Source organism: Coriobacterium glomerans PW2 (genome assembly GCF_000195315.1).
Classification (GTDB): Bacteria; Actinomycetota; Coriobacteriia; order Coriobacteriales; family Coriobacteriaceae; genus Coriobacterium; species Coriobacterium glomerans.
This window is the reverse complement of record NC_015389.1, coordinates 850,114-872,562: the sequence shown is the minus strand read 5'-3', so window position 1 is coordinate 872,562 and position 22,449 is coordinate 850,114. Positions and strand designations below refer to the sequence as shown.

At 62.0% G+C, this 22,449-nt stretch carries 22 protein-coding genes; 9 read left to right on the top strand and 13 right to left on the bottom strand.

Going from position 1 to position 22,449, the window contains the following annotated elements:
• Positions 1-64: 64 nt before the first annotated feature.
• The 6 genes from CORGL_RS03775 to rnd all read right to left on the bottom strand — a co-directional run bounded on the left by CORGL_RS03775 (position 65) and on the right by rnd (position 5,517).
• On the bottom strand, positions 65-1,240 hold the full coding sequence (locus CORGL_RS03775) for an acetate/propionate family kinase (protein ID WP_013708598.1): 1,176 nt from the start codon (positions 1,238-1,240) through the stop codon (positions 65-67).
• An 81-nt stretch (positions 1,241-1,321) separates the two neighbouring features.
• Positions 1,322-1,657, bottom strand: coding sequence for an HIT domain-containing protein (locus tag CORGL_RS03770; RefSeq protein ID WP_013708597.1), 336 nt, complete (start codon positions 1,655-1,657; stop codon positions 1,322-1,324).
• Positions 1,658-1,689: 32 nt separating this feature from the next.
• Positions 1,690-1,956, bottom strand: a complete 267-nt coding sequence (gene xseB, locus CORGL_RS03765; protein WP_013708596.1) for an exodeoxyribonuclease VII small subunit — start codon at positions 1,954-1,956, stop codon at positions 1,690-1,692.
• A 64-nt stretch (positions 1,957-2,020) separates the two neighbouring features.
• A complete protein-coding gene (gene xseA / locus CORGL_RS03760) occupies positions 2,021-3,505 on the bottom strand; it encodes an exodeoxyribonuclease VII large subunit (RefSeq protein WP_013708595.1) in 1,485 nt (494 codons plus the stop codon).
• A 113-nt stretch (positions 3,506-3,618) separates the two neighbouring features.
• Positions 3,619-4,317, bottom strand: coding sequence for a zinc metallopeptidase (locus CORGL_RS03755; RefSeq protein WP_013708594.1), 699 nt, complete (start codon positions 4,315-4,317; stop codon positions 3,619-3,621).
• A gap of 66 nt (positions 4,318-4,383) precedes the next feature.
• Entirely contained in the window at positions 4,384-5,517 is a 1,134-nt protein-coding gene (gene rnd, locus CORGL_RS03750; RefSeq protein WP_013708593.1) for a ribonuclease D, read from the bottom strand.
• Positions 5,518-5,612: 95 nt separating this feature from the next.
• Here rnd and CORGL_RS03745 point away from each other — a divergent pair, with 95 nt between their 5' ends.
• From CORGL_RS03745 to CORGL_RS03725, 5 genes are all read left to right on the top strand, one after another.
• Positions 5,613-6,530 (top strand): diacylglycerol/lipid kinase family protein, encoded by a 918-nt coding sequence (locus CORGL_RS03745; protein ID WP_013708592.1) that lies wholly within the window; start codon positions 5,613-5,615, stop codon positions 6,528-6,530.
• Positions 6,531-6,916: 386 nt separating this feature from the next.
• Positions 6,917-7,504, top strand: a complete 588-nt coding sequence (locus tag CORGL_RS03740) for a hypothetical protein (protein ID WP_013708591.1) — start codon at positions 6,917-6,919, stop codon at positions 7,502-7,504.
• Positions 7,505-7,519: 15 nt separating this feature from the next.
• Positions 7,520-9,310: an ABC transporter ATP-binding protein gene (locus CORGL_RS03735; RefSeq protein WP_013708590.1), complete on the top strand. Its 1,791-nt coding sequence runs from the start codon at positions 7,520-7,522 to the stop codon at positions 9,308-9,310.
• Positions 9,303-10,049 carry an energy-coupling factor transporter transmembrane component T family protein gene (locus tag CORGL_RS03730; RefSeq protein WP_013708589.1) on the top strand — a complete coding sequence of 249 codons (747 nt, stop codon included), beginning with the start codon at positions 9,303-9,305 and terminating at the stop codon, positions 10,047-10,049. Before CORGL_RS03735 ends, CORGL_RS03730 begins: the two co-directional genes overlap by 8 nt.
• A gap of 23 nt (positions 10,050-10,072) precedes the next feature.
• Entirely contained in the window at positions 10,073-11,050 is a 978-nt protein-coding gene (locus CORGL_RS03725) for an RsmB/NOP family class I SAM-dependent RNA methyltransferase (RefSeq protein ID WP_013708588.1), read from the top strand.
• On the opposite strand, the gene CORGL_RS09780 is transcribed toward CORGL_RS03725, so the two are convergent.
• Positions 11,038-11,193, bottom strand: coding sequence for a hypothetical protein (locus CORGL_RS09780; protein WP_013708587.1), 156 nt, complete (start codon positions 11,191-11,193; stop codon positions 11,038-11,040). The two genes, CORGL_RS03725 and CORGL_RS09780, sit on opposite strands and share 13 nt — an antisense overlap.
• Positions 11,194-11,324: 131 nt before the next feature.
• On the opposite strand from CORGL_RS09780, the gene CORGL_RS03720 reads away from it, so the two are divergent.
• From CORGL_RS03720 to CORGL_RS09600, 3 genes are all read left to right on the top strand, one after another.
• Positions 11,325-11,870 (top strand): nitroreductase family protein, encoded by a 546-nt coding sequence (locus tag CORGL_RS03720; protein WP_013708586.1) that lies wholly within the window; start codon positions 11,325-11,327, stop codon positions 11,868-11,870.
• Between the two features lie 137 nt (positions 11,871-12,007).
• Entirely contained in the window at positions 12,008-13,909 is a 1,902-nt protein-coding gene (locus CORGL_RS03715) for a fructose-1,6-bisphosphatase (RefSeq protein WP_013708585.1), read from the top strand.
• 59 nt (positions 13,910-13,968) lie between these two features.
• On the top strand, positions 13,969-14,388 hold the full coding sequence (locus CORGL_RS09600) for a GtrA family protein (protein WP_013708584.1): 420 nt from the start codon (positions 13,969-13,971) through the stop codon (positions 14,386-14,388).
• On the opposite strand, the gene CORGL_RS03710 is transcribed toward CORGL_RS09600, so the two are convergent.
• The 3 genes from CORGL_RS03710 to CORGL_RS03700 form a co-directional block, all read right to left on the bottom strand.
• Positions 14,306-15,412: a glycosyltransferase family 2 protein gene (locus tag CORGL_RS03710; RefSeq protein ID WP_013708583.1), complete on the bottom strand. Its 1,107-nt coding sequence runs from the start codon at positions 15,410-15,412 to the stop codon at positions 14,306-14,308. The two genes, CORGL_RS09600 and CORGL_RS03710, sit on opposite strands and share 83 nt — an antisense overlap.
• Before the next feature lie 105 nt (positions 15,413-15,517).
• A complete protein-coding gene (locus tag CORGL_RS03705) occupies positions 15,518-16,270 on the bottom strand; it encodes an aspartate/glutamate racemase family protein (RefSeq protein ID WP_013708582.1) in 753 nt (250 codons plus the stop codon).
• 45 nt (positions 16,271-16,315) lie between these two features.
• On the bottom strand, positions 16,316-17,563 hold the full coding sequence (locus CORGL_RS03700; RefSeq protein WP_013708581.1) for a carboxylate--amine ligase: 1,248 nt from the start codon (positions 17,561-17,563) through the stop codon (positions 16,316-16,318).
• 420 nt (positions 17,564-17,983) lie between these two features.
• Here CORGL_RS03700 and CORGL_RS03695 point away from each other — a divergent pair, with 420 nt between their 5' ends.
• Entirely contained in the window at positions 17,984-19,105 is a 1,122-nt protein-coding gene (locus CORGL_RS03695) for a coiled-coil domain-containing protein (RefSeq protein ID WP_013708579.1), read from the top strand.
• Between the two features lie 90 nt (positions 19,106-19,195).
• Here CORGL_RS03695 and CORGL_RS09350 read toward each other — a convergent pair whose 3' ends face one another.
• The 3 genes from CORGL_RS09350 to CORGL_RS03680 form a co-directional block, all read right to left on the bottom strand.
• A complete protein-coding gene (locus CORGL_RS09350; protein ID WP_013708578.1) occupies positions 19,196-20,494 on the bottom strand; it encodes a serine/threonine protein kinase in 1,299 nt (432 codons plus the stop codon).
• Between the two features lie 26 nt (positions 20,495-20,520).
• Entirely contained in the window at positions 20,521-21,003 is a 483-nt protein-coding gene (locus CORGL_RS03685; protein ID WP_245526945.1) for an XRE family transcriptional regulator, read from the bottom strand.
• Between the two features lie 450 nt (positions 21,004-21,453).
• On the bottom strand, positions 21,454-22,404 hold the full coding sequence (locus CORGL_RS03680) for an L-lactate dehydrogenase (RefSeq protein ID WP_013708576.1): 951 nt from the start codon (positions 22,402-22,404) through the stop codon (positions 21,454-21,456).
• Positions 22,405-22,449 lie beyond the last annotated feature (45 nt).

The following is a 22,449-nucleotide window of genomic DNA, read 5'->3' as shown; positions in this document are numbered from 1 at the left end:
ACCTCGCGGATCACGAAACGAAACGCCACTCGGGCGCGGCGGTTCGCGGCGACGCGCGGACGCGCTAACGCGCCTCCACGAGCCGTTTCACGTCGAGCGCGATCATGTACTCCTCGTCGGTGGGGATCACCATGACGCGGATCGGCGAGTCATCGGTCGAGATGATGCGGGGCTCGTCGCTTCTGATCTCATTGCGCGCCAGATCGATGTGCACGCCGAACCACTCGAACATATCGCAGAAGGCCTTGCGCGTCGTCGGATCGTTCTCGCCGATGCCGGCGGCGAAGGAGATCGTGTCGAGGCCGCCCATGCCCGCGATCATGGCCCCGGCCATGGTCACGAGACGGTAGCCGAACATGTCGAAGGCCATGAGGCACTTCGGATCGCCCTCGGTCGCCCGGTCGCGGATGACGCGCACGTCATTGGTGAGCTCGGACATCGCAAGGAAGCCGGAGCGCTTGTTCATGATGTCGTCGACCTCATCGTAGGTGTAGCCGCCCTCGCGCTGCAGATAGCACACGGTAGCCGGATCGATCGAGCCGCAGCGCGTCCCCATCATGAGGCCATCGAGCGGGGTCAGGCCCATCGTGGTGTCCATGCAGTAGCCGTCAACGATCGCAGCGAGCGAGCAGCCGTTGCCCAGATGACAGGAGAGCAGGCGATGGACCTTGTCTCCCAGGATCTCATGCGCCCGCATCCACTCGTAGCGGTGCGACGTGCCATGCGCGCCGTACTTCCGGATATGGAACTTCTCGCGTATGTCTTTGGGCAGCGCGTAGGTGTGGGCGCATTCGGGGATCGTCATGTGAAACGATGTGTCGAACACCGCAACGTTGGGCAGCTCCGGAAAGGCGCTGCGACAATAATCGATCGCCTCGGCCTCGCAGTAGTTGTGCAACGGCGCAAGCGGGGCGACCTCGAGGATCTTGGCCATCGCATCGTCGTCGACGATGACCGAGTCATCGAAGTACCAACCGCCCTGCACGATGCGGTGTCCGATGCCGTCGATCGAGATGTCGAGCTCGTTCAGGGTCTTCAGGACCAGGGAGATCGCCGTCTTGTGATCGGGAAAGACCGCATCCTCCTTGACCTTGTCGCCCCCCAGCTCGGCATGACCGAAGATGCCCTTGTCCTGGCCGATGCACTCGCAATTGCCCTTCGCGAACACCTCGCGGGACTCCGTGTCGAGAAGCTGATACTTCAGGCTGGAACTGCCAGCGTTGACTACTAGTACGTTCATTGATCTCCCTTTGCGTAAGGCGGCCTTGCCGCACGATCCCGATAACCTGTCTATGATACCGCGAATCGCGGCGAGCGGCCTCTAGATGAGCTTCGCAGCAAGGTCCTTTCCACCGAGCACGTGGAAATGAAGATGCCCGACCGTCTGTCCGGCAGCCTCGCCGGTGTTGGTGATCACCCGAAAGCCATCCTTGAGCCCCTTGCGCTCGGCGACCACGCGCACGGCGCGGGCCATTGCAGCGAGCGTCTCGCCCGGTACGTCATCGATGATGCTGTCGTAATGATGCTTGGGCACGACAAGCGTGTGCACCGGCGCCTGAGGTGAGTTATCGTCAAAAGCGATGACCTCATCGTCCTCGTACACGACCCGCGCGGTGATCTCGTGCGCGGCGATCCGGCAGAAGATGCAGTCCTGCATGGTGGTTTCCTCTCAATAAGATCCCTGTAATCTCAGAAGTTGGGGCTGTCATCGTCCTTCCCCGGATCGGCGCAGACGAGCTCGTCCGCTCCGTCAACATCGGCGAGCAGAACCGAGACCTTCTGCTCGGCATCTGCAAGACGGCCCCGCAGACTTTTCAAGAGCTCGACACCGCGTGAGTAGCTCTCGAGCGAGTCCTCCAGTTCCATGTCACCCGACTCGAGGCTTCGGATGATGCGCTCAAGTTCCTGAGAGGCCTCCTTGTAGCTCAGATCTTCGATGCGCTTCTGATCAGCCATGCTCATCACTCCCCATACACTAGAAAGAACAATATCGTCATCCCGCGCGGATTTGCGCCGATGCTCACCCGCGCCCCGAACGGGGTGCCGCAGGCGAGCTCCCATCCGAACATGCCTCTCCCGGCGATACGGATGTGACCGTCGCTGCGAGCTCGCCGTCGACCATGCGAAGGCGCATCTCATCTCCTGCTGAGAACAGCTCGATGCTACCAGCGACGCCCGCGTCTCCGTAGGCGATCGAATAGCCGCGGGCCAACACGGCCAAGGGGGACAGAGCATCGAGCGAGGCTGCATCCGATGCCAGTCCGCTTCGGGCGTCTGCGAGCGCATCGCGTCCGACATGGCTCAACCGCGAGGCGCTCAGCACCAGCTCATGTCTGCGATCCGAGAGCCTCGATGCGCTCTCCTTGAACCGCGGAACAAGCCGTGCGAGATCATCATCATAGCGCGCCTGAGCCCTCACGAGCGCCTGCGCAAGCCGATCGGATGTCTGGGCGAGCTCTGAGCGACGTCGATCGACGATTTGCGTGGGGTCGAGCAGGCATGGACGCGCGGCCCAAGCTGAAAGCGTCATCTGAGCCCGATCCAAGTAGCCGCTGATCGCGCGACGGTCCCGCTGCTCGAGCATCGCGCACTCCTTGGCCGCCGTGCGCACGCGCGCCGCCATCGCGAGCGCGATGCGATGCTCACGGCTGCTCAGGACCTCGATGAGGTCGCTCATGTCCGGTGCGACGGATTCGGCCGCCGCCGTGGGCGTCGAGGCGCGCCGATCGCTCACCATGTCGCAGATCGAGGTATCCGGTTCATGTCCGATACCGGTCACCACCGGCACGGGACTTCCAGCTACGGCGCGCGCGAGCCGCTCGTCATTGAATGTCATGAGGTCCTCGAACGAACCGCCGCCTCTCACCAGCAGAATGCAATCGGGTGCCGGTCTCGTTGACGCGGCGCGTCGAAGGCCCTCGATGAGCTCGTCGGCGGCGCCCTCCCCTTGCACCTTGGCGCCGACGCAGATGAGCTCCACAAGCGGGTTGCGTCGACGCAGCGTGCGTTTTACGTCATCGATCACCGCCCCGGAAAGCGAGGTCACCACCGCCACTCGTGAGCAGAACGCCGCAATGGGCCGCTTTCGCGCCTCCTCCATGAGTCCCTCGCGCCGGAGCTTCTCTGCGAGCGCAGCGACCTGCTGACGCAAAAGCCCCTCTCCGGCGAGTGCGAACGAGCGAGCCACGAAGCTCATGCGTCCCTGAGGTTTGTACAGATTGAACGCGCCGGTGAACTGCGCCTGCATGCCATCACGGAGATCGACCGGCCTCTTCGCGTAGGCGCCGCGCCATATTATGCAGTCGACGGCGGCAGCCTCGTCCTTGATCTGAAAGTAACAGTGTCCGCTTCGCGCATTCGGTCCGCGAAACCCTGTGACCTCGCCGATAACGGTGAGCGAGGGAATGGTCTCCAGCGCATCGGATGCTCGCTGAACCGCCTGCGACACCGTGAGCGCCCCCTCGCCCGCATCACGTACCCCACCTGTCAGATCCCAACCGCTCATTGCCAGACCTCCCTTGCGACGCCTGCGTGACTACGGGTGCCGTGGCCGCGAGCCGAGATGCCGGCGCGACGCGAACGACGACGAGCGCCTCCTGTGAAGCGCCGGCGCGCGACTCAATTCCTGCGAGAGGAGCGGCTGAGCAGATAGATCAATTGCATGATCGAGCTGAGCGCGGCTGCGACATAGGTGAGAGCCGCCGCGGTGAGCACGCTGCGCGCGCCGGAGACGTTGAGCTCGCTCATACCGGAGCCCTCGATGTAGGCGACCGCGCGGCGGCTCGCATCGATCTCGACAGGAAGCGTCACGACTTGGAAGACGACGGAGAACGCGAACAGGACGATAGCGAGCATCTGCAGGTTCACGGCGCTGAGCATCACCCCGAAGATGAACACGAACATCCACGCCCCCTGCGTGAAGTTGACAACAGGCACGAGCGCCGTGCGAACGCGCATCAACGCGTATCCCCTCTCGCGCTGAATCGCATGGCCCGCCTCATGGCAGGCCACCGCGATGCTGGCGACCGAGCCGCCGCGAAGATTCTCATCACTCAGGTAGAGGTTGTTGTCCCTGGGGTCGTAATGGTCGGTGAGTCGGCCGGCGACGCTTTTGATACCAACCTGCGTGCAGCCGCTCGAGTCGAGCATGCGACGAGCGACATCGGCACCGGTGGCACCATCCGAGCGGACTTTCGACCACGTTCGGTAGGTCTTGTTGATATAGGACTGCGTGAGAAGTCCCATGGCCAGGGAGACGACGACCAAGACCAGATAAACCGGATCGAGACCGAATCCGTATGCGAAATACATGGGCATCAGGTGGCTCCTCAGCACTCGGTTGCATTCGGTAGCATTTTACCCGTCTCGACGCATGCGCGCTGGCTACAAGATCTCCACCCCTCGATCCTTCACGGTAAGACCCATATTGCCCGCGAGAAGATCATCGAGGAGCGATCCCACCAACTCGAATCTCCAGCCCTCGCGCAACCGGCTCCTCGTGGGATGGGTGATGTAGTCTACCAGATCGTCGCGCGAGCAGATCATCGCCGCCGCGACGCCGCTGCGCTCGGAGACGAGCCTGATCAGGGCGTACATCAGATCCGTCACGCTGTCCAGCTCCCCGCCGGAGATCTTGTGCCCATGTCGGATCGAGGGAAGATTCGCCTGAGGACAGCGCGCGCCGCGGCCGATGGCGATCAGGGCGGATGCCGCCTCGGCCTCACCGAGCTGCTCGGTTCCCCGGACCTGTCGCAGTTCCGCGACACTGTGCGGGGCTCGCTTCGCCAACGCGAGCAGGACCTCGTCTGACATGATCCATTTGCGCGGTATGTCGTGGCTCTCCGCGCGGCCCTCGCGCCAAGCGGCCAGCTCGCGTGCGACGCCGAGCTGGCGCCGCGTGCACGAGCCGATGCGTTTGACTCGCTTGTACGCCAGGCGCCGATCATGCCGGTAATGGGATTCATCCGCCAGGGGGCGCATCTCATCCAGAGCCCATGACATGCGTCCGCGCTGCTCGAGGCGCTCGGCCATCACCTCATAGGCGCAGATGAGATAGCGGACGTCGTCTTCGGCGTAGTCCATCTGCTCTGCGGTGAGAGGACGGTGCGACCAGTCGGTGAGCGATGCCGTCTTGGGCAGCGAGACACCGCAGAACGCCTTCACGAGGCCATCGTAGGACATCTGGACCCGCTCGCCGAGAAACGCGGCGGCGACCTGCGTGTCGAAGATCGGATTCGGCAGCACGTCCAGCGCGTTGAGCAGGACCTCCATATCCTGAGAGCAGGCATGGAAGATCTTGCGCGTTCCCTCGTCGGCCATCAGAGCCGCCAAGGGAGACAGGTCTTCGATCTCCAAGGGATCAACGAGCGCTGAGACCTCCGGCGTGGCGACCTGCACGAGGCACAGGCGAGGATGGTAGGTGCGCTCGCGAAGAAACTCGGTATCGATCGCGACGATGGAAAACGAACGTGCGGCATCGCATAGAGCCGCCAGCTGCTCATGTGTGGAGATGTACATACTCACCTTATGCGGTCGTTCCCTTCTGGTTCGTCTGGAGTAGGATATCGTCATGAGCTACTATACCTTGCTTCGACGGAACAGGGAGCCCGGATATGCGCTGCCTCATCCTCCACAACCTCGCCTCCGGTCCCAGGACCGACGAGGTCTTCACGTTCTGCCACCAGCTCGCCCGGGGCGGCGACGAGTTCGTCTTGCGTTTCATAGGGGCGCATCTGGAGCCGGCTGCCGCCGTGACCGATGTGCGCTCATTCGATCGCGTGGTGGTCTCCGGCGGTGACGGAACGGTCTCGAATGTGCTTGACTGTCTGCGCGACTCCGGCGTACCCGTGCTCGTCTTCCCCTCCGGCACGGCGAATCTGTTCTTCAACAACATCGGCAATGCTCCTGACGCCGCAGCGCTCGCGCGAGCGTGTCGGGCGGGCCGCACCGTCCAAGTCGACATGGGCGAGCTGTCATGGCGCGATGAGCGGGGCACCTGCTTGCGACACGGCTTCATCATCATCGCCGGATCGGGCTATGATGCGACGATCATGAAGAAGGCCGCTCCCTCAAAGAGCGACATCGGCGAGATCGCCTACGTTCTGTCAGCCCTATCGACCCCGGAGCCGCAGGTCGCGCGGTTCACGATCGAGCATGACGGCAAGGTGGACACACTCGACGGCATCGCATGCATGGTGGGCAACACCGCCTTGATTCAAAATGAGATCAATCTGTTTCCAGACTGCCGCATGGATGATGGCCTGATCGATGTCGCCGTCGTTGAACCCGCTACGACCGTACAGCTTTTACCGACCCTTTTGGCTGCCGCGTTCGACCCGGCCGGCAAGGGACTCGGTCGACCCCAGTTCACGATGTTTCAGACGACGGAGGTTCGCGTCACGTGCACCCCCTCGCTCGGCATGCAATACGACGGCGAGCTCATCCCCACGAACTCGGGGGTGTTCAGCGCGCGCGTGCTGCCCAGATGCATAGACATCATCGTCGACGAGTTCTCGAAGTTGCAAGGATAGAACGCGGCGAAGCACCTGCGCCGCAGCGAGTGTCGAGCAGCTGAAACAGATTCGCGATCTTTCAAGGAGAGCGCCTCGCTGCGTTCCGGCTGTGCTACAGTGGTCCTCGTCGACAGCGAGTCGCATCACGCGACAGAGAGGAGCAGGGCATTATGGATACCTTGAGTGACACGATCGCAGCTTGGGCCTGGCGAGATGCATGCCCCCTCGGTCGAGACTGAGCCCCTCACGCAACTGCCACATCGGCATTCTGATGGCCTCCGGTTGGACCGGGGGCCTTTTTGCGTCGAGGCCTCTTTTTACCGATTGGTCCGAACCTGATCGAATCCGCGAGCTCGGCGATTCCGCCTTCACCTCATCGCGCTCCTCAAGAAAGGATGTCTTCCATGTCTCAGAGCACCCACGTGCCCGATCCCGCCTGCGGGCCCCGCAGCGTCACACGCATCGATCGAGGCGGCCTCGATTTAAGGTCGCTCGTCTTGCTGGCAGCTCTCATCGCCGCCGGCTTCATCTTGGATTTCACAATCGGCAAAGCTATCGGCGCCCTGAGCGGCGGTGCGATCAACCCCGAGTTCGTGATCGCAGCGTATTGCCTGACCATACTGGTCGTGCGCCCGGGTATCGGCCATGCGCTCGTGATCGGTCTCATATCCGCTGCGATCATCCAGATCACGACCGCCTCCCCTCTTGTCGACTTCGCTGCGGAGAGCGTCGGTGCAGTCGTCATGGCGCTCATCGTGAGAGCGGGAATGTCATCGCCTGTCAAATGGATCATTCCCGCTGGGGGCACGTTCATCGCGACCGCCGCATCCGGGGTCATCTTCATGCTCATCAAGATGGCGATCATGGGATTCGCACAGAATATCGTCCTTGTGATGCTTCCGGTCGTCGTCGCCACAGCTGTGTTCAACTCGGTGCTCGCAGCCGCGCTCTACCTGCCGATCAGATTCACTTTGAAGCTCGGCGACCAGTGATTCGAGATGGCGAACATGCAACCGGTCATATCCCTCAATCGCGTCTCATACTCCTACGCCGGGCAAGACACCCGAGCACTCGACGCCGTTGACCTCGCGATCGATCCCGGTGACTTCGTCGGGATCGTCGGGCCCTCGGGTTCGGGCAAGTCCACGCTCGCCCGGGTCATGTCCGGCGCGATACCCCACCACTTCGACGGTGATTTCTACGGTGCCGCCCTCATCGATGGGTCGGACAGCTGCGAGATCAGCCTTACCGACATCTCCAGGACGGTGGGCAGCGTCTCTGAAGATGTCGATGCTCAGATGGTCGCGACCAGCGTCGAGGACGAGATGCTGTTCGGCCTTGAGAACTTCGCCGTCGCGCGTGATGAGATCGAGACGCGCATCCAGTGGGCGCTCGAGCTCGTCGGCATCGTCGATCTGCGAGGGCGCGAGATCGCGACGCTGTCGGGCGGGCAGCTGCAAAAGGTCGCCATCGCCTCGATTTTGGCTCTGCGTCCACGCGTGCTCGTGCTCGACGAGCCCTGCGCGGCGCTGGATCCGGCGAGCGCGCGCGAGGTCTTCGGCGCGCTCGCCGAGATCAACCGAGAGGCGGGCGTCACCGTAGCGGTCATCGAGCAGGCGGTCGCGACGCTCTCGGAGTTCTGCCGAAGCATCCTCGTCATGGACGCCGGGCGCATCGCACTCGCCGGAACCACCCGAGAGGTCTTCGCCCGCGAGGCCGAGCTGCGGCGCATCGGGGTGGAAAGTCCTCGAGTCACCCGGGTCTTCAGCGGCCTTGCGAAGCGAGGTCTGTGTCACCCTGAGGACGTGTGCCTGAGTGTCGCGGAGGCGCGCTCTATGATCGAGCGCATCGCGGCTGGTGCCGAACGCGAGCCGATGAGGCTCTCGAGCGAGCACCGGCGGCGCAGGACTCGCAGCGAGCGGGAAAGCGAGGAAAAGAAGGCCCGGCGGGACGCGCCGGCGAAATCCGCCTCGGCTCCCGTGCTCGTCCTCGAGGGCGTCAGCTATTCATATCCGTCAACCGGTGCTCTGGTGCGCGATCTCGACCTCGAAGTGCACCCGGGCGAGATCGCGGCGATCGTGGGTCGAAACGGCGCGGGCAAGACGACGCTCACCAAGCTGGTGTCCGGCCTGATCAGACCGAAATCGGGCAGAATCGTTCTCGCGGGCCACGACACGAGGGACATGGCCGTCTCCCAGATCGCGGGTTATGCGGCGACCCTCTTCCAGAATCCCGATCATCAGATATGCAGAAACACCGTGCTCGCAGAGGTCTGCTTCGGTCTGGAGCTGCGCGGCATATCCAAAAGGGAGGCTCACAGACGCGCCCGCGAGGTCATCGGCGACCTCGATCTGGTCGAGACGGCGAACCCCTTCTCCTTGCCGAGAGGGAGTCGCCAGATGGTAGCGCTGGCCTCGGTTATCGTCATGGCATCGAAGCTGATCGTTCTGGATGAGCCGACGAGCGGGCTCGACCGGCGCGCGCGCATGATCGTGATGGAATCGGTGCGCCGGATGGCGCGACGCGGCTCGGCCGTCCTCATGGTCTGCCACGACATGGAGGTCGTCTCCGATATCGCTGACCGTGTGATCGTCATGGCGGACGGATCGATCGCGCGCGACGATGCTGCTGCGGATGTCCTCGCGGATCGCACCGCCCTCGCTCGCTCGCGCGTCATCCCGCCTCAGATCGTCGATCTCGCCGATTCCCTTGCACAGGCCGGTATGCCGGACTTCGCGGGCGCGCGCGAGCCATGCGATATCATCGATACCGTAGAGGAGCTGATTTCCCGTGCTTGATGTCATCGATTATATTCCCGGCACCACGTTGCCGCACCGGCTGAACCCGGTCGCAAAGCTCGCCTTCGCCGTCGCGATCATCCTCGCGACGCTTCTCGCGAGCACCTATCCGATGCTGGTGTCGCTGATAGCTCTCACGATCGCTCTGGGACTGCGGGTGCGCGCCGGCCGCCGCCTGAAAGATCTGCTGAAACTCATCGCTCCGGTCGCGATCGTCATGCTCGTCTTGCAGCTTGCGTTTGTGCGCACGGGCTCTCCGGTCATCGGTTTCATTACAGATGACGGGCTGATCAGCGGCTCGAAGGCGTCCCTGCGTCTCATCGGGGTCGCCTTGCCGCTCATCGTCATGCTGAGCGTCACCAGACTGACCGATCTGGCGAACTCGTGCGTGGAGAATCTGCATGTGCCCTACAGATACGCCTTCGCGTTCACGACGGCGTTGCGCTTCATCCCGTTGCTGACGCGTGAGATGAACGCCATCATGGAGGCGCAGACCGCACGCGGCGCTCGATTCGACACGGCGATGCCGTTGAAAAAGCTCCGATTGATGCTGCCCGTCTGCATCCCGTTGCTCGTGATCTCGGTTGGCAAAACCGACTCGATCGCGCTCGCCGCCGAGCAACGCGGATTCTACCTGAGGACGCGATCCTCCTCCTTTTGTCGCTATCCCATGAAGTCACGAGACGCAGCCGTCCTCGTTTGCGCGCTCGCCCTTCTCGTCTCGGGTGTCCTGCTGTGAACAGCGCGCGGAAGGGCCACCCGATGGACGAGTCGGAAGAGCGCGGCGAGTCGCCAGCGCTTGCGAACACGTTTCTCGCGCGCCAGCTGAGCGACGCCTACCGCGGCGGCGAGCTGTCTCGTATCCTGGCGGGTCTCTCCGCTGCGGATCGCCGACCGGTGACGCTGCGGGCCAATACGCTGATCGCCACGGGCGATGAGGTTGGCGCGGAGCTCTCCGAGCACGGTATCAGGTGGGAGGCGGTGCCTTGGTACCGTGATGCTTTCGTTCTTCCGGAGAGCGACAAACATGAGGTGCAAGGGCTGCCGATCTATGAAAACGGAGGCGTGTATCTGCAAAGCCTGTCATCGATGCTGCCGCCGCTCGCACTCGCGCCGATGCCCGGTGCCGACGTGCTCGACATGTGCGCCGCACCCGGCGGCAAGACCTCGCAGATCGCGGCGCTGACGAAGGGAACCGCGCGGATCTGCGCCTGCGAGCTGCACGCGCCGAGGGCGGCGCGACTCGAGCACAACCTCGCCAAGCTCAAGGTTTCTGGTGTCACGCTCATGCGATGCGATGCCAGGAGACTCGATCCGCTCTTCTCCTTCGATCAGATCCTTCTGGACGCTCCCTGCACCGGATCGGGTACGGTGGCAGCGGGTGACTCACGCGGACTCGCCCGGATCACGCCGATGCTGCTCGCCAAGGTCTCACGTGCGCAGGCCGCCCTGCTGGACCGGGCGCTCACCGTACTCAAGACCGGCGGTACGCTGATCTACTCGACCTGTTCGGTGCTGCCCGCGGAGAACGAGGACCAGATTCGCCGCGCTATCCAGCGGCACCGCGACTGCAAGCTGGTGCCGCTGGATGATTTCATCTCAACCGGGCAGCCAAAGAGCGCCATGGGGATCCCCGAACTTTCGGTCGGGCTTGCCGGCACGCTCACCGTCTGCCCGACCGAGACATATGAGGGATTCTATCTGGCTAAAATTAAAAAGGGTTCTGCTCAGCAGAAATGATCATCGCTGTCATCATCGCGGCGATCGATGCGCCCGCGCGATCCGAGCTCCTTCAGGTTCACGACGATCGCATACAGGACACCGGCGACCGCAATCGCCGTGATGCACAAAAATACAGATTCCGAGACGCCCCAGTCTCCCATTCGTCCGCCATCTCTCCTCGAATTTTCAAAATATGGTACCGGCTTTAGAATATAGCACTATCATCGAGTGCAGAGCTTACCGGATCCGCCGATCCCATCGGCGTTTCGCACAACAGATAAGGAGCCTTCCCATGTCATTTCTCGATCTCGCGCGTGAGCGCTACTCGGAACGTCGCTTCGCGCCGAAGCCCGTAGAGACCGAAAAGCTCGAAGCGATCCTGGAGGCCGGCAGGCTCGCGCCCACGGCACGAAACAGCCAGCCCCAGCGCATCTTGGTCATCCAATCCCCGAAGGGTCTCAAGGAGATGGACCGATGCACGCCCTGCCGCTTCGGCGCGCCGCTCGTACTCGTGCTCGGCTACGACATCACGTGCCAAGCCTACAACCCCGACGTCGTGGAGTTCGGCATCGTCGATACCACGATCGTCGCCACGCACATGATGCTCGAAGCGCAGCAGCTTGGTGTCCACAGCTGCTGGGTGGGCATGATCGATCCCAGCGAGCTTCGTCGACGGTTCAATATCCCGGGCACCCAGCGCATCATCTCGGTCATGCCGATGGGATATCCCGCTGACGGAAGCTGCGCCTCTGCTCTGCACGAGACGTCTCTGCCGATCGAGAAGCTGGTCGCCTACGAGCGATACCAATCGACGAAACGGTCCGGCACGGCGAGCTGAGGTGCCGGGAGGCCCCTGACGCGCCACCTGCGAGTAGGCGGCTCTCCATGCGCCCTCTACAGATTTCGCGCATAATGATCCGCGTTGTGAATGCACGCCGCACCCGCTTGGCAGCGGATCCCGCAAAGGAGAGGCCGATGGTCACAGCAGAGCGCTCCGATCAGACGCGCAAGTACCTGAAACTGCTGTCACAGCAGTTCCCCAACCAGCAGGCGGTCTTCACGGAGATCATCAACCTCCAGGCGATCCTGAACCTGCCGAAGGGAACCGAGCACTTCATGAGCGATCTGCATGGGGAGTACGCCGCGTTCATGCACATCCTGAACAACTGCTCCGGTGTGATCCGCGAGCACGTCGACGAGATCTTCGAAGATGAGCTCTCCGATGCGGAGAAGGGCGATCTGTGCACGCTGATCTACTACCCGCGCGAGAAGCTCTCGCGCGTGCACGAGGCCCGGCTCGACTCGCCCACATGGTACAGGACCACGCTCAACCGCCTCATCACCATCACCCGCGCGCTTTCGAGCCGCTATACGCGCTCCAAGGTTCGAAAGGCCATCCCGCATGATTTCGCCTACATCATCGATGAGCTGCTTCACACGCATCCAGACGAGAACAACTATCGCGTCCGGTACCACGAGCGCATCTTGGACTCCATACTCGAGACCGCCTCTGCGCCCGATTTCATTCATTCGCTCGCCGCGCTGATCAAGCGACTGGCCGTAGACCACCTCCATCTGGTCGGCGATATCTTCGATCGCGGTGGAGGCGCGGCGGACATCATCGGGCGCCTCATGCGGTACCACTCGCTCGACATACAATGGGGCAACCACGATATCCTATGGATGGGAGCGGCTGCCGGCGAGCCCGCATGCATCATCTCGGTGCTGCGCAACAACCTGCGCTACAACAACTACAAGATCCTCGAGAACGACTACGGAATCTCCCTGCGCGAGCTCGTCTACTTCGCTGATCGCACCTACCGCGACGCCGGCCGTCTGACCCCGCTCATGAAGGCGGTGAACGTGCTGCTGTTCAAGCTCGAGGGCCAGATCATCCTGCGTCACCCAGAGTTCGACATGGAAGATCGTCTGCTTCTCGACAAGATCGATCCGGTCGGCGGCACCGTGCGCATCGACGGGGTCGAGCATACCTTGAGCACACGCGACTTCCCGACCCTCGATCCCGAGCATCCCTTTGAGCTCAGCTTCCCCGAGCAGCGCATCGTCGAGAGGCTCGTTGCGGAGTTCACGGCGGCGGACCGGCTCCGCGAGCACATGAACTTTCTTTACACTCACGGATCGATCTATCTCGTCAATAACAACAACCTGCTGTTCCACGGCTGCGTACCCATGAGAGAAGATGGGACGTTCACATGCATGGAGTGCGACGGCGTGTGGAGATCGGGGCGAGATTATCTCGACTTCTGTGACGCCATCGCCCGTCGCGCCTGGTCCGAGCGCGACCGAGAGGCGCTCGACTGGATGTGGTATCTCTGGATCGGCTTCGCATCCCCGGTATCCGGCCGACTCGTGAAGACCTTCGAGCGCGCCTATCTCGAAGACCCCTCGACGTGGGATGAACCGATGGACCCGTACTTCACGCTCACGCGCTCCCAGGATGCCTGCGACGCCGTCATGCGCGAATTCGGTGTGAACCCGGACAGCGGACATATCATCAACGGTCACACGCCGGTGAAGACCATGGACGGAGAGAAGCCGATACGTGCCGGCGGGCGGTTGCTCGTCATCGACGGAGGGTTCTGTCGCGCCTATCATCCGACGACCGGTATCGCGGGCTACACGCTCATCTCCAGCTCCCGCGGTATGCGCCTCAAGGCGCACGAAGCCTTCAAGAGCGTCGAGGCCGCACTCGAGCAGAACGCCGATATCCGGAGCGAGACCGATCGCTTCGGCGACGCCGAGCGCCGCATCATGGTGAGCGACACGGACACCGGCAAGGTGATACGAGACCAGATCTCAGACCTTCGTCAGCTGCTGGATGCCTACCGATGCGGACTGCTTCAGGCTCGATGCTAGCCATCGAGGGATGATTTCGCTACACTTTGATGCGCTCGATTCCGGAAAGGCGATCCCCCATGCGCAACCTGCCTGCACAGATCATGAAGTTCGGCGTCGTCGGCGTGATCGCCTTCGGCATCGACTACGCGATCTTGGTCTTTCTGACCGAGGTCTACGGCATCCCTCCCGTGCTATCGGCAACGATCTCGTTTACCGTGTCGGTCATCTTCAATTACCTCGCGAGCATGCGATACGTGTTCCGACATCGCCCGGGCATGAGCCGGCGGCGCGAGTTCGTCATCTTCGTCGTGCTCTCGGCACTCGGCCTCGGGATCAACGATGCGATGATGTGGGCGGGCACAGCTCTCGCGCTCATAGACTACCGCATCGTCAAGATCGCGGCGACCGCCGTCGTCATGGTCTGGAACTTCGCGACGCGCAAGATTCTGCTCGAGGGCGACGAGCCATCGGGCCCCGATGCGCGGGCGCGCGGCTGATCGCGCCCGTCCGCTCGACGATCGTGTAGCGCGGACGACCCTTCACCTCCAGATAGATTCGTCCCACGTACTCCCCGATCAGCCCCAGCGCAAAGAGTTGCAGCCCCCCTATGAGACAGATGATGCACACGATGCTCGTCCAACCGGGAACAGACATGCCCGCGAGCATCACGGCGATCGCCCAGATGATGCCGATGCCGCTCAGTGCCGCGATGAGCGCTCCCGCGGCGGCGATCATGTGTATGGGCTTGACGGTGAGACTCGTGATGCCATCCAGAGCGAGCGCGACCATGGCCGGCCACGTGTAATGGCTCGTTCCGGCGCATCTGGCACGACGTTCGTAGCGGACCTCAGTCGAGGGAAACCCGATCAGCGGGATGAGACCGCGCAGATAGAGATTGACCTCGGAGTAGCATGACAGCTCATCGAGGACGCGTTTGGACATGAGGCGGAAATCAGCATGATTGTAGACGGTCTTGACTCCCATGACCTGCATGAATCGATAGAAAGCCTGAGCCGCCACGCGCTTCGGGCAGGTGTCGGCTTCGCGACTCGATCTGACGCCGTAGACGATATCCGAACCCGCGCGATACGAACGAACCATCGCTTCTATGGCGCGCTCGTCGTCCTGTCCGTCCGCGTCTATGCTCACCACCACATCGCTGCAGCTTCTGGCCTCCATGAGGCCGGCGAGCAACGCGCATTGAAACCCTGTGTTGCGCGACAGGGAGATACCCAGCACACGCGAATCGATCGCCGCGGCGCTGGTGATGATCTGCCATGTATCATCTGAGCTGCCGTCATCAACGAGCAGCAACCGGCTGTCCGGCGAGCAGAGACCGGCATCGACCATGCGGTCGAGCTCCACGAGCAGTGCGGGAATCGTCAGAGGCAGGGCATTCTCCTCGTCGAAGCACGCGACGACGATGGTCAAGATCGGTCCCAGGCTCTCAGTCCGGACCGTCGAGGGCTTCCTCGCCGCGCGGGATCCCATCGGTTTCGAGCCCCCTGTGGCTCGGACCATATCGCGTCCCTCCTATCTGAGAGCGGATGCCGCGGATGCGATCGAAGCCGGCACCGAGCTTGAAACTGTGGCGACCATGGTATCACGTCAGCCGGATAGCGGAGATCACACCCGGTAGCGCGCGCCCGAGCGGACGATCGCCTCGCGCACGAGCGCATCCATCGCATCGAGCACATAGGCGGGCATCGCGCGCGAACGACTGATCACCGACAACTCGGTGCACGCCAGAATCACGCGATCGCACCCGTCGGCGCGAAATGCGCGCACGACGCGATCGAACTTGTCCATATCCGGATCGCGGCCCGCCTTCACATCGTCATAGATCAGGGACATGACATCGCGCTGCCGGCTCTCGTCGGGCTCGATTGGCTCGACGCCGAATGCTCTGCACGCGCGGTGATATACGCCGGACATGATCGTGCCATCGGTGGCCATGATGCCGATGCGTCGCGGCGGCATGCGCGGTGCTCGCGGAGCGCATGCCGGATCGATGGACGCCGTGTCGGGCAGCACGCCGAAAACAGCGTAGCGCACCGCTTCGCGCACCATATGTATGATCGGCACGTTCGTCGAGGCGCGGATCTGATCGTAATAGTAATGCGAGGTGTTGCATGGAATCGCGATGTTGGCGCAGCCGAGGCTCTCGAGCGCACCCGTGCAGGAGCGCATGAGCGCGAGCAGCTCAGATGAATCCCCCGATCTGATCGAACGAGTGCGATCCGGCATCGATGCGCAGGACAAGATGACCATATCGACGTGATCCTGATCGCGCGTGGCAACGGTGTGCCGGATGACCTGCTCGTAGAAGTAGGCCGTCGCCTCGGGCCCCATGCCGCCGATCACGCCGAGCTTTCTCATGTTCGCGCTCCCAATCCTTCCGCTGCGGACCCGCAGGGTCCGCTCTCAGCCGTAATACCTCCTGAACATCTTATATTGCCCCATATAGGTGTGCATGGCATGAAGCCAGCGGTTCAGATCGAAATCCCCTCTCATGAACACCGGGTTCACTGATCTGCCGGAACGAGCGAGCTCGCGCGCGCGCTCCTTGAGCCGATCATCGCCGACGTAGGTCGAGATCACACCTTTGGGCACAACGTGCCACAGGCACTCCGTGGAGGGACCGGCCGGCTCACCGGAGAACGCTGCTTCGTAAACGTACTCGTCGACCACATAGGAAGCGAGGTTCAAGCCGGAAGCGGTAACATAATAGTTGCTGCGGCCCTGCCGCGTATTGAAATCCAGAAACCTGAATGTCGCATCCCGTTCGTCGTACTTCACATCGAAGTTCGCGAATCCCACGTAGCGCAGATCCTCGAGCAGCTTTCTCACCCCGGCGGCGAGGCTCTCATTCGACTCGGTGATGATCGCCGCATGATTGCCGACCGCATGAGGCGAGTGCTCCTCGAGCAGAACGTGACCGAGGCACATCATGCGCACGCGACCGTCGGCGCCCGAATAGCTCGTGAGCACGCGCATGCGCTCGTCGCCGCCGGGAACCTTGTCCTGGATGATCAGCTCATCGGTGTAACCGGATCGGTAGATGTCTCTGATGGTGCGCTCGAGCTCTTCGCGCGTTGAGATCGAGTAGGCTTTCTTCTGCGTGGCGAAGGGGTGCTCCCAATACATGATGCCGTCAGAGGGTTTGAGAATCACCGGAAACGGGAACTTCAGGGCGTCCAGAGCGCTGATGAGCCCGTCGGATGTGTTCAGCATGGATTGCCTGAACGTGAACGTACGGGGAAAAGCCACTCCGTGCTGCTCGCACAGATGATAGAACACCTCCTTCTTCTGACAGCTCTCGATGAGGTCGAGATCGCTGTAGGGTGCCACGATATTGCGCTCGAGGTCTCCGGCATCGCGATGGCGCACGATGAGGGAGACATAATTGTCGCCGCAACCCATGAGAAGGATTTTTTTGTTTGAATGCGCGCGCGCGAACCCGTTGACGAGGCGCAGAAACGTCTCATCGGTGTCGATGGCGGGATTCGGCGTGTACTCGATGATCCCGCTTCTGTTCGCCGGACCCGATCGAAACTTCCCGAACGCGCGGCTCCGCACCGCATATCGCTCGAAGAACGCCCGCGCCATGGAGTACACGTTGATGTCTCCGCCCAGAAGCACCGGGATGAATTCCCGCTCCGCAAAGTCCATGTTCGCCGTCTCGCCTTCTGTCGAATCATTCGCCGGGCGCGCCGGCGCTGCACGTCAGCTGAGTATACCGTGCGCGGGCACCGGGTGCCGCGCAGCCGAGGTTCCGGCATCATGTGTCACACATTCTCTTCGAACAAGGAGACCTCGCGCGCGCGCCGGCCATTTCGGGGTATCAGGACATATTGCAACCAGCTCACCTTTCGGTTCGAATCCTGGAGCCGCGTATCGACAGTGTGCATATCCCTAACCTTAAACATGAACTTTAAACTCCATGGATTCTTAACGAATGGTTAAATCTGCAGGTATCCAGCTATCCTAAACCTTCAACTTGAGCCTTAAGGATGGGAGGGGTCGAGAGAGCCGGATTATGCGTACTATAATCATCTCGCGTTTCGTACGAGAAGAATGTCGAGGGCTCATATGCATCATTTAGATCGTTCGCTTATCGCGAGATTGGCTCAGCGGCCCGGTCGCATCGTCACCTGCGCGGCGCTTGCTGCGGCGCTCACGGTGACGCCAGCGGTGTTTCCCCGCGCGGCGTACGCCGTCTCAAACAAGACGCAGGCGGATCTTGACAGCTCCCAGCAACAGGTGGAGGCGAGCGCCGCGGCGTACAACGATGCCACCGCCAAGCTCGATGAGCTTCAGAAGAAGATAGAGAGCAACACCGCGAGCATAGCCGATATCGAGGCGAAGCTCCCAGCTCAGCAGGAAAAGGCACGCGATGCCATTCGCGAGCAGTACAAGTTCAAGAAGAGCACGAATCCACTTGCGAGCTTCGTGCTCAACTCTCAGAGTCTCAGTGACTTCATCACGACCTGCGTGTACATGAACGAGATTCAGTCTCAAAACCTCAAGGAGATCGAGAAGCTGAACAGCATGCAAGCTCAACTCGAGCAGGAGAAGACCGAACTCGAGCAGGCCAAGCCGCAACTTGAACAGGTGAAGCAAGATGCGGCTGATGCTCTGACGAAAGCCCAGCAGCTGCGTCAGAGCGCTCAGGCCGCCGCCGATCAGGAGCGCGCCTCCGAGTTGGCTCAGCTTGCAGCAGACCAAGCAGCCGCAATGCAACCGGCCACCGGAGAAGGCGCCGATGCGGGCAACACCCAGTCGAGCGCGAACCAAAGCGGGCAGTCCATCGACCCCTCAGCCGGTGACGGGACCGTCAACTGGAATCTCAGCAGAGATCAGTTCGTGGCCGAGTGGTCGGGTCGCATCAACAACTTTCTCGCCGGCTCGCCTTTAGCCGGATACGGTCAGCTATTTGCCGAGTCCGCATGGAACTCCGGTTGCGATCCGCGATTCTCACCGGCCATCGCCTGCATCGAAAGCAGCAAGGGCGCGCATTGCTTCAGGTCCCATAACGCTTGGGGCTGGGGCAGCAGGAGCTTCGGCAGCTGGGAAGAGGCGATTCCGGCTCACGTATCCTTTTTGAAGAGCGTCTACGGAGGGGCTCTCACGCCGAGTGCGGCGCGCAAGTACTGCCCCCCTACGTGGCAGGACTGGTACAACAAGGTCGGCTCTCAGATGAGTCGGATCTAGCATCTCGATCGAGATTCGATCGCATACGCGAACAAAGCCCCGGCCCAGAGCGCCGGGGCTTTTTGTCTGACGCTCATCGCTTCGGCGAGATCACATATCGACGAGTGCACGCGCGACTATGATCATGATCAGCGTCGAGGCGAACAGGATGCCCAGGGCGCGCAGGTCGAGCAGACGGCTTCGATGCGCGAGGAAGCGAAAGCGCGAACGCAGACGTCTTCTGTCGAGCAAGAGATAGCCGATACCGCACAGGTTGGGCAGGATGAACACGAACTCCATGGTCGCTCGATACCAAAGCGGGCCATCGTTCGCACTCGAGGACGGATTGATCAACAACTCGATCGCACCGATGACGAACAGAACCAGAGACGTCACGATCGCGGTGTTCCAAATCGATCCCAAGATGGAGGACAGATCGCGATGGGAGGCCGCGGACGTCGCGGGAGATTCGCCCCCGGCTTGATCGTCGGTCTCAAGCGCGAACGTTCCTGCGAGTACAGGGGCGCGCACGAGGCCTTCGGCTGCAAGATGCATGGGTGGGCGCGCGGCGTCGGCTGCTGTTCTCGTCGAATGAGGCGGTTCCAGTGCGCGCTCGAAGGCGCGGCGCAGCTCACGCGCCGTCGCGTAGCGTCCCCGCGGGTCGAGCGAGCAGGCCCGCTCGATGACCGCCGAGATCGAGGCGGGCGCGTCGGCGATGCTCTCAAAACCTGCGGCGTCCGTCTGCTCCGGATGACCGGTGAAGCAAAGGCGCAGGATGGCACCCAGGGAATAGACATCGCTTCTCACATCGGTCTGACCGAAGCCGAACTGCTCGGGCGAAGCATAGGGCCGCGTGCCGTAATGCGTGGTATCGCAGCGAGCGGTCGCGCGAAAGACGCGAGAGATGCCGAAGTCTATAAGGGTGACCTCTGTGGCGCCATCAGAGTCGGCCATGATGATGTTGGCCGGCGTGAGGTCTCGATGAATGACAGGGGGATCGAAGCACTCGTGCAGCTCTGCGACCGCATCGCACAGCACCGGGAACATGCGGCGGGCGAGCCGCTCGGAGGGTCCCTCCTCATCGATCACCTCCGACAGGGAACGTCCGGGGACGTACTCGCTCACGATGATGAGCTCGCGCTCCGTCCTGTAGACGTCGCTCAATCGAGGCAGGTGCAAAAAACGCCGCCCGGCGCGCTGCGTCTCGAAGATGCGCTCGTAGACGCAGCCGAGCTGTGCTGCGCGATCGATCCGTTTCCGCAGAAACGGCCCCATCTCGGCTCCGTTGAGCCCCCTGAAGTAGACGACCTCGGTGCACTCGCAGGCAGTCGTCTTGAGCACGCGCTCGACGCGGAAGGCCTCGTCGCGGCCGAGTGACGCCAGGTAATCTGTCAGATCATCTTCCATCATGGGAATATCATAGCAGCTGCCTCGGCTCAGGGGTTATAGATCGTCTCCTCATCCCGAACAAAGAGCTCCTCGTTGATCTTCTGGAGGCTGTCACCGCGATCGATGCAGAAGATGATGATGGCGTCGCGTCGGTTTCTGCAGTACAGCTCGTTTACACCGGCGATCTTGAGCAGCCGGTTGACCTCCATGAGATCGCAGCCCATGGCGATCGCGATCTGGAGCAGCTTGTTGCGCGAGGCGTTGCGCTGGCCCTTGAAGATCTGATAGCCGAATGTCTCGTTGATGCCGGAGGAGCGCACGACGTCGATGCGCTTCATGCCCTTGCTCGCCAGCAGTTCACCCAGGTATCTCGACACCGTGGTATCGAGCAGCTCATGCGCATTCAGATAGGTCTCGGGATCCGGTGAGGAGAGCAGCTCATGAAGGAGCTCCTCGGTGAGCGGTCGATCGGAGTCCCCGATGGTCGCTGTCTCTGATCGCTTCGTTGCATCGCGCGCTCGCCAACCCATGCGCTCCTCCATCAGTCGCCTCCGCGCAACCGCTGCGCGCTGTGAACCATCCCGCTCGACCCTATCGCAAATCCAGCGTCTGCGCACACGTGCCGCAACTCGCGAGCCGGTTTGCCGATTGAGACTGCGCTCCTCGCATCGGGGCCGCGTGAGGCCGATTCGCGAATCACCGATTTTGCCGCTTCGCGACGAAGGGTCTTTGCTGCGCAGCCCTAGCACGGGTGAGTCCGCTCAGATCGGCCGTCACGCGGCGACGGACTGCACAGTCGGACTCCCATGTCATGCTCCCTCTGATCGCGGCATTCTCGCATCAGGACGTATCCTACGCAAACAGGAGAGACAATTCATTAGCTCGCCGCTAAGGTGCCACGAAGATCTGAGGAAGATCAGAGGCGCGCATCGAGACGAAGGGAGCCGCGCGCATACATCCGCGATCGCGCACCGAAGCGCTCACGCCTTGAAATCGATCTGATCCATGATCTTTCTGAGCGACGCCGCAGATCGCCTGAGCTCTGAGAGCTCGTCTTCATCCAGCGATATCGGCACACGACACACGATCCCGTCGCGGCCCACGATCGCCGGCATCGAGATCGCGATGTCGTTGAGATCGTACTCCCCCACCATCAGACTCGAGATGGGCAGAATGTGACGTTCGTCGCGCATGACAGCGGTGCAGATACGCTTGACCGCCATGGCCACGCCGTAGTAGGTGGCCTTCTTCTTCTCGATGATCTCATAGGCGGCGTTCTTCACCTGCTCGGCGATCTCGCGCTCCGCCCTCACGTGATCGCGATGGCCGAGCATGTCGCAAAAATCCGTGAGAGACACACCCGAGACGTTCGCGCTCGACCATACCGCTAGTTCGGAGTCGCCATGTTCACCGATGATGTATGCATGGACGTTGCGCGCGTCCACGCCGAGTCTCTCGCTGAGCATCGTCTTCAGGCGGGCCGAATCGAGCACGGTACCGCTTCCGAACACATGACCCTCCGGCAGACCGGACATCTTGATCGCGGCATAGGTGAGCACGTCCACCGGGTTTGAGACGATGAGCAGGATGCCATCGAACCCGCAGTGTCGGATCGCTGGGATGATCGAGCGGAAGATCGCCACGTTCTTGTTCACCAGATCGAGTCTCGTCTCGCCGGGCTTCTGCGCCGCACCGGCCGTCACGACGACCATCGCCGCATCCGCCAGATCAGCATAGTCGCCCGCGTAGATCTTCATCGGCGTCCCAAACGGAGAACCGTGCAGGATATCGAGGGCCTCCCCCTCCGCGCGGTCGCGATCCACGTCCACAAGGACCATCTCTGAGAACAGATCACTCTGCATGAGCGCGAACGCCGAGGAGGAACCTACGAAACCCGTTCCCACGATGCCCACTTTTCTATCATTTACCATGATGCTCTCCCAACCTCTTATCGGCCGCTCGGGCAGCCGTACGTT